Raw genomic sequence first — 12,301 nt, 5'->3', positions numbered from 1 at the left:
CGATTCCGCGGGCGAATGCAAGCGCGATGCACGGTTCAGGTTGTCGTGACGGGATTGGCGGGCGATGCCGTCTTGGCAGGCGCGCCGCAGAACAGGACCGACGCAAGATTGCTGGTGCGGACAATGAGGTAACTGGCGATGGACAGCACAAGCACTGCCGCCGTGCCCGCGATCCACTGCACTTCGGGCGGCAGGGGCAGGGCGCGGGCGTGAGGCAGGATCAGCATGGCCCAGACCAGATGGAACAGGTAAATCGCCAGCGCGCCATCGACGAAGAACGTAATTGCCGCGCTGGCATGAACCACGGTTGCCGCCAGCAGGCGGAACAGCGCGAGGGCCATAAGATAGGCGAGCGGGAGTTCGATGGTGCGCAGGATCAGTGTGCCCGCCAGATCGGGATAGATTTCCTTGCCCAGCGCGGGGCGGATCAGCGGATCGAGCGGGATGTAGATCGCCAGCAGCACGGCGATGGCCGGCAGGATCGCGCGGTTGCGCAGGGCGAACACCTGCTCTCCGACGCGGGCATGCCATGCCAGGATGCCAAGCACGAACGCGGCGGCGTGGAACACGAATTGCTGCCAAAGCAGTGTTTCTATGGGGGCATTCGGGATGGGTGGGACCAGCATTTCGCAGGCGATACGGACCGCGCCCCAGACAGACAGCGCCAGCATCAGCCAGATTCCGCCGGTCCCTGAGAGCAGCAGGGCGCGCCCGATGCGCTCGCCCGGTGCAATGCGGGCAAACGGGATTGCCGCATAGCAGAGGCAGAAGCCCAGCAGCACGATCAGGAACCACAGATGGTCAAGCGCGATCGGCAGGCCGAGAAATGTCGGCGAAGGCTTGTGCAGGGCCATGGCCTGCAACTGGAACTGGACAAGGCCGAGTGTGGCAAGGCTGGCCAGCAGCGGCAGGCCAAGCCTGCGCGCACGGTCCCTGACCCATGCGTGAGCGCCCTTGCGCTCGCGTATCATGCCGGCGAAATATCCTGCCAGCATGAAGAAGGCGAACATGCGGAAGATGTGCGTTATCGAGGCATAGGCGCCGATGACGGGCGAAGTCTGGAAGGCGATGGCCGCCGGTTCGCTCTCGAAGATCGCCTTGGTCGCCACATGGAATGGCAGGCCCAGCAGCAGCAGTAGCGCACGGGCGGCGTCGAGGTGATGCAGGCGCTTTGCGGCGCTGGTGACGGGCGGAGCCATGGCGGTCGCCCTTAGCGACTAATCGCGGGCTGGGCGAGACCTTCGTTTCTGCCCGATTTCACGCCATCGGGACCCTTGCGCTTGCTCCGGTGTTACTGCACGTCTGCTCCGACAAATCCCGCCAACAAGGACACGCCCCTCTCATGCCAACCGGCCTGGTCGCCCTGCTCGACGATATTTCCGTGATTGCCCGCGCTGCTGCCTCGTCGCTGGACGATGTAAGCGCGGCGGCGGCAAAGGCCGGATCGAAGGCCGCAGGCGTGGTGATCGACGATGCGGCGGTGACGCCTTCGTATGTTACCGATTTTACGCCGGACCGGGAATTGCCGGTAATCATGCGGATTGCCAAGGGCAGCCTGTTCAACAAGCTGATCATCCTGTTGCCCGCCGCCCTTGCGCTGAGCGCGCTGCTCCCGTCGGCTATCACGCCGCTGCTGATGGCGGGCGGCTTGTTCCTCTGCTTCGAAGGCGCGGAAAAGCTGCTGGAAAAGCTGGGTGCCGAGAAAATCGGTGAAACGCTGGAAGATGCTCCTGCCGATGTGACCGCGTTCGAAAACGCGCGTGTTTCAGGCGCGGTGCGGACGGACTTGATCCTTTCAGCAGAGATCATGGCGATCACGCTTTCGTCGGTGGCAACTGAGAGTTTGCTGAATCAAGGGATCATTCTGGCGCTGGTCGGCATCGCGATCACGGTCGCGGTCTATGGCGCGGTCGGGCTGATCGTGAAGATGGACGACATCGGGCTGCATCTGTCCGAAAAATCATCGGCGCTGGCGCGCAAGATCGGGCACTTCCTGCTGCGCGCGATGCCGGTGCTGCTGGCGCTGCTGGCGACGGTGGGCACCGCTGCGATGCTGTGGGTCGGCGGCGGGATCATCCTGCACGGGCTGGACGAACTGGGCGTCCACGGCCCGGCCGGACTGGCGCATGACATGCAGCATGCCGTGGAAGTGGCAACCGGACCGCTGGGCGGCATACTCGGCTGGCTGACGTATGCCGTGCTCTCGGCACTGGTCGGGCTGGTGCTGGGCGCCATCGTGGCAGGTGTCGTCCACCTGATCGCCAAGGCGCGTGGCAAGCACTGACCGCAATTTGCGTCAGGCCGCGTGACGCACCGGCGGCGATTTCGGCGGGTGACCTTCGCGATAGTGCCTGATGGCAAAATCGCTGACGAGGCTCTGGAATATGTCGTCATGCAATGGCTGTTCGAATTCCAGCCCGCTGACCCGATCGCGTGACCACACCACAAACGCCATCTTCGGCTGAAGCCCAGGCAGCATCAGGTGCAGCGGTTCATCGATCCGCAGTTTCACAAGACCTTCGATCCGGGCACCGTAAGGATTAAGATCCTTAAGGATAACCGTTGACCGTTCGGCCCCGTGCTTGCAGCGCACCGGAAGCTCAATTCCCACGCGCGGTGCGCGGCGATAAGCGTTGAAACGCTCGCTTTCGGTGTCCAGCCACATGATGATCTCTCCGCCTCTACGTTAACTACACCCCTTAGGACGGCTGGCGGTGACCGCTTTTCAGGGGCGCGATCCGAATTTTGCAAGTACCTGCGCGAACTTCGCAACGCTCTGTTTCCATGGGATTGCGCTGGATCAACACGGCCCTCGTCCCGCCTGCTAACAGCCGCGTCGAAGGTCGGATGATCCTGAGGAGACGCGCAATGACTGCAACGATGGCCGAACTGGCACCGACGATCGAAATGGCGACGCGTGACGGCGTGGTGCTGATCATCCGCGCGGCGTTTGCGGAGGACGAGGCCCTGCTGGCGTCCTTCTTCGACAACGTCAGCTCCGAAGATCGCCGGTTCCGCTTTCTGGCGGCCAGCAACCATGTGGGGCACGATCAGCTTGTGCCGTTGACGCATGTCGATCACTGGCGCACCGAGAGCTTCCTCGCGTTTGAGCAGGCGAGCGGCGAACTGGTCGCTTCGGCCATGCTGGCATGCGATGCGAAAATGGACGCCGGCGAAATCGCGGTTTCGGTGCGCAGCGATTTTCGCGGGCGCGGCGTAGCCTGGACCCTGCTTGACATGCTGGCCGAAGAAGCGCGCAAGCGCGGCCTGAAGCGCGTGATTTCCATAGAGGATCGCGACAATCACGCCGCCATCGAACTCGAACGCGAGAAGGGCTTCGTTGCCCACGGGCTGGATGGCGATCCGCACCTTGTGATGCTGGAAAAGCGCTTCGACTGATTGGTGACAAGCCTTCTGGCCGCAATGCGAGACGGGGCCGGACGCGTGAACGATTCGGCCCCTAAAGCCGATCCAGAATCCCGCGCGCAAACAAGGACAGCGTATCGTCGCGCGCGCCCATGATCACCACGCGGTCACCGGGCCGGGCGAGCGCCACGATCCGGTCTGCGCAATCGGTACGGGCGGGGATATGTTCCGCCTTGCCCCCGTGAATGCCGATCAGGCGAACGATGCGTTCCGAACCGACCGAGCGATCGACCGTGCCGCCGAAATAGACCGGGTCGCACAGGATCGTCAGGTCATTCGTGCCAAGACCTTCGGCCATGACTTCGGCCAGTCCCGCGCCCATCTGGCGCAACGGGCCATAGCCGTGCGGCTGGAAGAACGCGATGATCCGGCCCGGATGCGCGCGCAGGGTGGCAAGCGTTGCCGCAATCTTTTCAGGGTTGTGGCCGAAATCGTCGATCACGGTCACGCCGCTGGCGCTGGTGCCCACGATGTCGAACCGGCGGGCAAGCCCGGCAAAGCTCGCAATGTGGCGCACGGCATCTGCGACAGGCAGGCCCGCGGCGCTGGCGGCGGCCACGGCGGCAAGCGCATTGGCGAGATTGTGGTGGCCCGGCACTTGCAGGCGCAAGGCGTGGGCGGTGCCATCGCGCCGGTCGACGAGTTCGGCAGCGATCGTGGTAGCGCCTTCGCTGATGGAGCCTTCGGTCACGCCGATCATGGCTTCTTCAGCGAGGCCGAAAGTGATGGCATTGGCGGCGCGGTCAATCAGCGCCATGCTCTCGTCATCGTCGGCATTGATGACCGCCGTGGCGGCGCGGCCAAGAAAATCGCCAAACAGATCGCGCAGTTCCTCAAGGCTCTTGTGATCGAGGCTGACGTTGTTGAGCACGGCCACGGTGGGCCGGTAAAGCGCAATCGAACCGTCGCTCTCATCCACTTCGGAAACGAAGGTGCCGCCTGAACCCACTCGTGCCGATGCGAAAGGCGCGTCGGGTGCGACGAAGTTCTTCATCACCGCGCCGTTCATGATCGTGGGATCGCGTCCGGCCTGCGTCAGGATCCAGCCGATCATGCCGGTGACGGTCGATTTGCCGCTGGTGCCGCCCACCGCGATGGACCGGGGCGCGGCATTGAACAGGGCGGAGAGCAATTCGGCCCGGCTCATCCGTGCGCAGCCGAGTTCATGGGCGCGGACGACTTCGGGCACGGTGTCTTCCACCGCTGCGGAGGCGACCAGCACCTGATCCGGGGACGTGATGCCAGAGCCATCCTGCACGAACAGGGTGAAGCCGAGGCTTTCGAGCCATGCGAACTTTTCGGGTGTGCGGCCCTGATCGCGGCTGCGGTCCGATCCGGAAACCCGCGCGCCCATGCCGTGCAGGATCAGTGCGAGCGGCAACATGCCCGACCCGCCGATTCCGCAGAAGAACCATTCGCGGGCGGACAGACTTTCGGGCGACAGGTCGGCGGGGCTGGTCATGCGCCATGCGGTATTCGCCCGCGCCGCCGGTGACAACCACCCGATTGCGGCTTTCACCAGACAGGCGAACGGGTCTAGAGATGGCGCGTGACCAGACGTATCGCCATCTGCGCGCCATCCACCCCGTTCAGCCGGGACGATGCGGCGCGCGTTTCCGCACTCGCGCAGGCGCAGTTTCCCGCGCTGGACCTGGTGTTCCACGATCAATGCTTTGCCAGCGCAGGCCATTTCGCCGGGACGGACGCCCAGCGGCTTTCCGCGTTTCTGGAATGCGCCAACGATCCGGCATTCGATGCGGTGTGGTTCGTGCGCGGCGGTTATGGGGCGAACCGCATTGCGATGGATGCGCTGCCGCTGCTGGGGCCGGTGGCGCATGGCAAGCAGTACCTCGGCTATTCCGATGGCGGCACATTGCTGGCGCTGCTCTATCGTGCCCGCGTGGGACGGCAGGTCCATGCGCCGATGCCGACCGATATCCGCCGCGCCGGAGGAGAGGCAGCCGTGGGCCGGACGCTGGCGTGGCTGGCGGGCGGGGGTGACGGGCTGGAACCATCGCTGGACGGGCGCACACCGGCTGTGGCGTTCAACCTGATGACGCTGGCTATGCTGTGCGGAACGCCGCTGTTGCCCGACCTTTCCGGCCATGTGGTCATGGTAGAGGAAGTCGCGGAGTATCACTACGCCGTGGATCGCCTGCTGTTCAGCGTGACCAGTTGCCTTGCCCCGCTTGGCATCGCCGGATTGCGACTTGGGCGGGTCAGCGATGTGCCGCAGAACGACCGGCCTTTCGGCTGCGAAGTTGAGGACATGGCGCGCCACTGGTGCGCGCGGACGGGCATCGCCTTTCTGGGAAGGGCGGACATCGGCCATGATATTGACAACAAGATCGTGCCGTTCGGTCTTGCCTGACTGACAGGCGCGGCATAGGGCCACCGCCAAATTGGTGGACCATGAGTGGAGGGTCTGATGCGAGCGTTCGTTTTTCCGGGGCAGGGCAGCCAGAAGATCGGCATGGGGGTTGAACTCGCCGAAGCCAGCGCGGTTGCGCGCGAGGTGTTCGAGGAAGTGGACGACGCGCTGGGCCAGAAGCTGTTCCAGATCATGCGCGATGGGCCGGACGATGCCCTGACCCTGACCGAAAACGCCCAGCCCGCGATCATGGCCAATGCCATCGCCGTGCTGCGCGTGCTCGAACAGGAAGGCGGCATTGCACTGGCGGACAAGGCCGATTTCGTGGCGGGTCACAGCCTTGGCGAATATACTGCCCTGTGTGCGGCGGGCGCGTTCAGCCTTGCCGATACCGCGCGCCTGCTGAAGCTGCGCGGGCAATCGATGCAGGCTGCCGTGCCGGTGGGCATCGGGGCCATGTGCGCGCTGCTGGGTGCCGATATCGAAAAGGCGACCGCCCTGGCCGAAGTTGCGGCAGAGGGCGAAGTCTGCACTGTCGCCAACGACAACGATCCGACGCAGGTCGTGCTCTCCGGTCACAAGGCGGCGATCGAGCGCGCGGTGGCGATGGTCAAGGATCATGGGATAAAGCGCGGTGTGCTGCTGCCCGTTTCCGCGCCGTTCCACTGCCCGCTGATGCAGCCTGCTGCCGATGCCATGGCCGAGGCTTTCGAGAAAACCGCGCCCGGCCCACTGCGGGTGGCGCTGTTCGCCAACGTGACCGCCTCGGTCGTCACCGACCCTGCCGAAGTGAAGCGCCTGCTCGTCGAACAGGTCACCGGCCGTGTCCGCTGGCGCGAAAGCGCCATCGCGATGAAGGCTGCGGGCGTGGAACAGTTCGTCGAACTGGGCGGCAAGGTCCTCGGCCCGATGATCACGCGCTCAGCCGGCGACGTTCAGGTCACCAGCGTGATCGGAATGGCCGATATCGAGGCTTTCCTGGCAGGGTTGTGAACCGGGTTCGCGCAAAGGCGCAAAGAGAAGAAAGGCGCCAAGGTGCATCCGCGCGAGCGAATTGAACATTTCGCCAAAATCGTGATTGATGAGTCAATCGCGATTCATCGCGAACTTGGCCCTGGCTTGTTCGAGAGTGTTTATGAAACCATTCTGGCCGGAAGGCTTGAGCGGCGTGGCTTGCGTGTAGAACGGCAGGTTGTCGTGCCGGTTACCTTTGACGGTCACCTCTTTGACGCGGCGTTCAAGGTGGATATTCTGGTCGAGGGTAGCCTTGTCCTCGAAATAAAGGCGGTTGATCAGGGCAGTAAAGCCCATGCCAAGCAGTTGCTGACTTACCTGAGATTGCTACGGCAGCCTTTAGGGTTGCTCCTGAATTTCTCCGGTGAAACGATGAAAGAAGGGATCCGCCGCATGGTCAACGAATACCGCCCTCAATAACTTTCTTCGCGCCTTCCCTTTCTTTGCGCCTTTGTGTGAACCAAACTGCCGGAGTCACTATGGAAAACCGTCTTTTCGATCTTAGCGGGATGACCGCGCTCGTTACGGGTGCCGCCGGAGGCATCGGTTCGGCGATCTGCCATTCCTTGGCGAAGCAGGGCGCGCGGCTGGCGCTTTCGGGGACGAACCCGGCCAAGTTGCGCGCCTTTCGCGAGGAACTGAACGACACCTACAATCAGGACCATGTCGAGATCACCTGCGACCTTTCGAACACCGGACAGGTCGAGCATCTCGTTCCCGCCGCGCTCGATACGCTGGGCAAACTCGATATCCTGGTGAACAATGCCGGGATCACGCGCGACAATCTGGCGATGCGGATGAAGGACGAGGAATGGGACGCCGTGATCCGCGTCAACCTTGAAGCCGCCTTCCGCCTGATGCGTGCCGCTACCAAGCCGATGATGAAGGCACGGTTCGGGCGCATCGTGAGCATCACCAGCGTGGTGGGCGCAACCGGCAATCCGGGCCAGATCAACTATGCTGCGGCCAAGGCGGGCCTTGTCGGCATGTCAAAGTCACTGGGGCAGGAACTGGCCAGCCGCAACGTGACCGTCAACTGCGTGGCACCCGGCTTTATCCGCACAGCCATGACCGACGTTCTGCCCGATGCCCAGAAGGACCTGCTCAACGCGCGCATCCCGATGGGCCGGATGGGTGAAGGTTCGGACATCGGCGCGGCGGTTGCCTATCTCGCCTCGAAGGAGGCGGGCTACGTCACCGGGCAGACGTTGCACGTCAACGGCGGCATGGCGATGATCTCGTGATGGAGATATCTGGCTCTAACCCCCGGATTGGCGCAGTTTTATCCCCAGCTTAGGCCATAAGGGCGGGACTGGCGCTTGCCGCGTTCCGCCCTCGCGTTAAGACAGATGGTCCGAACCGTACGCCGGGGACGCGATTCCCCGGCCCAGTCAACGCACGGGGAAGGGCGTCATTGCCCGCTCCTGGGGGGATCGAGACGAAATGAAGGCGACGATTGAACGCGCGACGCTGCTGCGCTGCTTGTCCCACGTCCAGTCGGTGGTTGAACGCCGCAATACCATTCCGATCCTGTCGAATGTGCTGATCGAAGCATCGCCCGACAATCGCGTACGTCTGATGGCGACCGACCTTGATCTTCAGATCATTGAATCGATGGCTGCCGTTTCGGTTGAAACGGCAGGTGCAATAACGGTTTCGGCGCACCTGCTGTTCGACATCGCCCGCAAGCTGCCCGATGGCAGCCAGGTCAGCATCGAGACGGCGGACAACCGCATGATCGTCAAGGCCGGGCGCAGCCGGTTCCAGTTGCCCACCCTGCCGCGCGACGATTTTCCCGTCATCGTAGAAGGCGACCTGCCGCACAGCTTCGAGGTTCCGGCGCGCACACTCGCCGAACTGATCGATCGTACCCGCTTTGCGATCTCCACCGAAGAAACGCGCTATTACCTCAACGGTATTTTCCTGCACGTTTCGGACGATCCGCAGCCGGTGTTGAAAGCGGCGGCCACCGATGGCCACCGCCTGGCGCGCTTCACGATTTCCCGCCCCGAAGGCGCTGAGGGCATGCCTGACGTGATCGTACCGCGCAAATGCGTGGGCGAATTGCGCAAGCTGCTGGAAGAAGTGCTGGATTCGGCGGTTCTGATCGATCTTTCCGCCAGCAAGGTGCGCTTCACGCTGGGCGGCGAAAACGCTGTCGTGCTGACCAGCAAGCTGATCGACGGTACATTCCCCGATTACAGCCGGGTGATCCCCACCGGCAACGACAAGCTGCTGCGGCTTGATCCGCGCGCGTTTTTCGAAGGCGTCGATCGCGTGGCCACGATTGCCACTGAAAAGACCCGTGCGGTCAAGATGGCGCTCGATCAGGATCGCGTCACGCTGTCGGTGACCAGCCCGGATAACGGCACGGCGGCGGAAGAAATCGCTGCCGATTATTCTGCGCAAGGGTTCGAGATCGGCTTCAATGCCAATTATCTCAAGGATATCCTCAGCCAGATCGACGGTGACATTGTCGAACTGCACCTTGCCGATGCCGGCGCACCGACCCTGATCCGCAAGGACGACAAATCGGCGGCGCTCTACGTTTTGATGCCGATGCGGGTGTAACAGGCCCGTCCCTGAATGGGGGGCATGGGCAAAATGTTAACGACGTGCTTCTCCAGGGTTTAGTAGCCGTTCGAGCGTGGCTTTAGAGCCATGTTGAAGTTCGGGTGCGAGTGTCTCATGCTTGAGGAGCACCGCACATGCAGAATACGGATAGCGAACGGCAGATTTCGAAGAAGTTGACGTTCTTCAATATCGGCAGTGAGGATTTCGATCGGTTCCCCGGCATTGCCCGTGCCCTGGAAAAGCATGCGCCCCCCGCGCTCGACAAGCTTTATGACCAGATTTCCGCCACGCCGGAAACCGCCCGGTTCTTTGGCTCGCGCCACGCCATGAATCACGCCCGCGACAAGCAGATCGAGCATTGGGCGGCAATGTTCCGTGGGCGTGCGGACAGCAGGTATTTCGAAAGTGCCGAGGTGATCGGCAATGTCCACGCGCGGATCGGACTGGAGCCTGGCTGGTATATCGGGGCCTATGCCATGGTGCTCGAACAGGTCATTGCGGGAATGTTTTCAGGCATTGGCGGCTTGGGTGGCAGCAAGCGCAAGTCCCGCGCGGTGGGATCGCTGATCAAAATGGCCTTGCTTGATATGGAAATCGCGCTCTCGGCCTATTTCAAGGCAGCGGAAGCCGCCCGCATTGCCGTGGTCGATGAGGTCAGCGCAAGCTTGCAGGCCATGGCCGACGGCGATTTCGCCGCAAGCGTACCCGAACTGCCTGCCGCCTTTGCCGAATTGCAAAGGCATCTCGATGGCATGCGAAGACAGGTGTCCAACGCCTTGTCCGCTGTTGCCGACACATCGACTTCTGTCGGTGTGGGGGCAAAGGAAATCCGGCAGGCGTCGGACGATCTGGCGCGCAGGACCGAACAGCCGGCCGCCAGCCTGGAGGAGGCCTCGGCCGCCATGACAACCCTGGCTTCGACCGTCCGCAATTCGGCCGATGATGCGGCACATATGCACGATTCGGTTCATCAGGCGCATGGCGAAGCGTTGAAGGGCGGATCGGTGGTCGGTGAAGCGGTCAGTGCGATGAAGGATATTCACGGTTCGGCCCAGGAGATCGGCAAGATCATCTCGGTCATCGATGGCATCGCTTTCCAGACAAATCTGCTGGCACTCAATGCCGGGGTCGAAGCGGCGCGGGCAGGGGAGGCAGGCCGTGGATTTGCCGTCGTTGCCACTGAAGTTCGCGCTCTGGCACAACGAACCGCCGATGCGGCGCGGGATATCAAGGTGCTGATTACCGCCAGTTCCCATCAGGTCGAGCGCGGCGTCAACCTTGTCGGCCAGACCGGCGAGACATTTGCGCTGATCGTGGATCAGGTCGGGCACGTGGCCGATCTGGCCAGCAGTATCGCGCGCATGGCGAGCGAACAGGCCGCCAGCATCGGACAGGTTCGCGAAACCGTGCGCGAGATGGACACGATGACTCAGCAGAATGCAGCCATGGTCGAGCAAGCGACCGCTGCCGCGCGCAGCCTTGCCAACGAATCCAGTCGCCTTTCGACCCTCGTCTCGAAATTCCGCGTCGAGACTCATGCCGACGCGAGCTATCGACAGGCGGCCTGAATTAGTCCCGCGCCCTGATCATTTCCGCGATATCGACGAATTTCTCGCGCGGGGCACCGTCGCGGGCACGTGCAGCCTCGGCTTCCTCGATCTTTTTCCAGTCGCGGAAGGTGACGATATCGAGCTGGCGGGCTTGCGCCAGGGCATCAAATCCGGCCCGCCCCTTTTTGCCCGTGCCACTGCCGATATCCCCGGCAATCATCTCGATGATCGCGAAACCATCGGGACGATTTGTGCCGATCGTGCCCGAAGGCCCGCGCCGCGCCCATCCAACGCAGTACAGCCCCGGCAGGATGCGGCCTTCATCATTGGCGAAACGTCCGGCGCGTTCATCGAAAGGTACACCGGGAATAGGCGTGGTCTGATAGCCGATGCAGGATACGATCATGCTGGCGGGAATCTCGTAGAACTGGCCGGTGCCGACAGCACGACCTGCCTCGATCCGGGTACGCTCCACTTCCAGCGCCTCGACCTTGCCTTCGCCCAGCACAGCCCGCGGTGCCGCGAAGAAATCGAACTCCACTTCGAGCGGCAGGTCCGCCCGTTGGCTGTCCGGGATCGCGGCAAATGCGCGCAAGTGGGTGACCGACTTGCGGATGCCGGGTTCGAGCAGGGCATCATCGGCAATATCGGGCAGGTCACCGGGATCGACCCTTGGCGCCGCGCGTGTCAGGTGGCCCAACTCGCCCAGTTCCTTGGGCGTCATCATGATCTGGTGAGGGCCGCGCCGCCCAAGGATCACGATGCGGCGGATATGCGATGCCATCAGCCGTTCGAGCGCGTGGCCGACAATGTCGCTCCCGGCAAATTCCTCGCGGGTTTTCGATAGAATCCGCGCCACATCGAGCGCGACATTGCCCATGCCGATAACCACCGCCGTATGCCCGGAAAGATCCGGGTCGAGCGCGGCAAATTCGGGATGGCCGTTATACCACCCGACAAATGCGGCGCTGCCATGGACATTGCCGAGATGATCGCCCGGAATGCCGAGCTGGCGGTCGCGCGGCGCGCCGGTAGCAAGGACGACCGCGTCATAGAAGCCTTGCAGTTCCGCAACTGCAATGTCCTGCCCGACCTTTACATTGCCGACAAAGCGGACGTTTTCGGAAAGGGCAGTCTGTTCATAGCGCCGCGACACGCCTTTTATGGATTGGTGATCGGGAGCGACGCCGGTGCGTATCAGTCCATAAGGCACGGGAAGCATGTCGAAAATATCGACGCGGACGTCATCGCCCCATAGCTTCTGCGCGGCTTCGGCGGTGTAATATCCGGCCGGACCCGAACCGATGATCGCGATATGCCGCATAGCCTCTCCATGGCTTGTTTCCCGACCATGAAGCTATCGCAT

Annotated in this window: 12 protein-coding genes; 8 read left to right on the top strand and 4 right to left on the bottom strand. The window is 62.8% G+C overall.

Going from position 1 to position 12,301, the window contains the following annotated elements; all coding sequences use genetic code 11:
* Nucleotides 1-35: 35 nt before the first annotated feature.
* Entirely contained in the window at nucleotides 36-1,199 is a 1,164-nt protein-coding gene (locus tag LUA85_RS11325) for an acyltransferase family protein (protein ID WP_231469764.1), read from the bottom strand.
* A gap of 143 nt (nucleotides 1,200-1,342) precedes the next feature.
* Here LUA85_RS11325 and LUA85_RS11320 point away from each other — a divergent pair, with 143 nt between their 5' ends.
* Complete coding sequence (locus LUA85_RS11320) at nucleotides 1,343-2,284, top strand: DUF808 domain-containing protein (protein WP_231469762.1); 942 nt, start codon at nucleotides 1,343-1,345, stop codon at nucleotides 2,282-2,284.
* Between the two features lie 12 nt (nucleotides 2,285-2,296).
* Here the strand turns inward: LUA85_RS11320 and LUA85_RS11315 are convergent, their stop codons facing one another.
* Nucleotides 2,297-2,665: a PilZ domain-containing protein gene (locus tag LUA85_RS11315; protein ID WP_231469760.1), complete on the bottom strand. Its 369-nt coding sequence runs from the start codon at nucleotides 2,663-2,665 to the stop codon at nucleotides 2,297-2,299.
* Between the two features lie 203 nt (nucleotides 2,666-2,868).
* On the opposite strand from LUA85_RS11315, the gene LUA85_RS11310 reads away from it, so the two are divergent.
* Nucleotides 2,869-3,399, top strand: coding sequence for a GNAT family N-acetyltransferase (locus tag LUA85_RS11310; protein ID WP_231469758.1), 531 nt, complete (start codon nucleotides 2,869-2,871; stop codon nucleotides 3,397-3,399).
* 61 nt (nucleotides 3,400-3,460) lie between these two features.
* Here LUA85_RS11310 and LUA85_RS11305 read toward each other — a convergent pair whose 3' ends face one another.
* Nucleotides 3,461-4,888, bottom strand: coding sequence for a glutamate ligase domain-containing protein (locus LUA85_RS11305; protein ID WP_231469756.1), 1,428 nt, complete (start codon nucleotides 4,886-4,888; stop codon nucleotides 3,461-3,463).
* An 87-nt stretch (nucleotides 4,889-4,975) separates the two neighbouring features.
* Here LUA85_RS11305 and LUA85_RS11300 point away from each other — a divergent pair, with 87 nt between their 5' ends.
* From LUA85_RS11300 to LUA85_RS11275, 6 genes are all read left to right on the top strand, one after another.
* Nucleotides 4,976-5,797 (top strand): LD-carboxypeptidase, encoded by an 822-nt coding sequence (locus LUA85_RS11300; protein ID WP_231469754.1) that lies wholly within the window; start codon nucleotides 4,976-4,978, stop codon nucleotides 5,795-5,797.
* A 57-nt stretch (nucleotides 5,798-5,854) separates the two neighbouring features.
* Nucleotides 5,855-6,790 carry an ACP S-malonyltransferase gene (gene fabD / locus LUA85_RS11295; protein ID WP_231469753.1) on the top strand — a complete coding sequence of 312 codons (936 nt, stop codon included), beginning with the start codon at nucleotides 5,855-5,857 and terminating at the stop codon, nucleotides 6,788-6,790.
* A 42-nt stretch (nucleotides 6,791-6,832) separates the two neighbouring features.
* Nucleotides 6,833-7,231, top strand: a complete 399-nt coding sequence (locus LUA85_RS11290) for a GxxExxY protein (RefSeq protein WP_231469750.1) — start codon at nucleotides 6,833-6,835, stop codon at nucleotides 7,229-7,231.
* A gap of 59 nt (nucleotides 7,232-7,290) precedes the next feature.
* A complete protein-coding gene (gene fabG / locus LUA85_RS11285; protein ID WP_231469748.1) occupies nucleotides 7,291-8,055 on the top strand; it encodes a 3-oxoacyl-[acyl-carrier-protein] reductase in 765 nt (254 codons plus the stop codon).
* Nucleotides 8,056-8,254: 199 nt separating this feature from the next.
* Nucleotides 8,255-9,382 (top strand): DNA polymerase III subunit beta, encoded by a 1,128-nt coding sequence (dnaN, locus tag LUA85_RS11280; RefSeq protein ID WP_231469746.1) that lies wholly within the window; start codon nucleotides 8,255-8,257, stop codon nucleotides 9,380-9,382.
* A 137-nt stretch (nucleotides 9,383-9,519) separates the two neighbouring features.
* Nucleotides 9,520-10,953, top strand: a complete 1,434-nt coding sequence (locus tag LUA85_RS11275) for a globin-coupled sensor protein (RefSeq protein WP_231469744.1) — start codon at nucleotides 9,520-9,522, stop codon at nucleotides 10,951-10,953.
* Nucleotide 10,954: 1 nt separating this feature from the next.
* Here LUA85_RS11275 and LUA85_RS11270 read toward each other — a convergent pair whose 3' ends face one another.
* Nucleotides 10,955-12,259: an FAD-dependent oxidoreductase gene (locus LUA85_RS11270; RefSeq protein ID WP_231469742.1), complete on the bottom strand. Its 1,305-nt coding sequence runs from the start codon at nucleotides 12,257-12,259 to the stop codon at nucleotides 10,955-10,957.
* Nucleotides 12,260-12,301 lie beyond the last annotated feature (42 nt).

This window comes from Novosphingobium sp. CECT 9465, from assembly GCF_920987055.1.
Classification (GTDB): Bacteria; Pseudomonadota; Alphaproteobacteria; order Sphingomonadales; family Sphingomonadaceae; genus Novosphingobium.
Note: the sequence above shows the minus strand (reverse complement) of the source record. Positions and strands in the feature narration are given on the sequence as shown.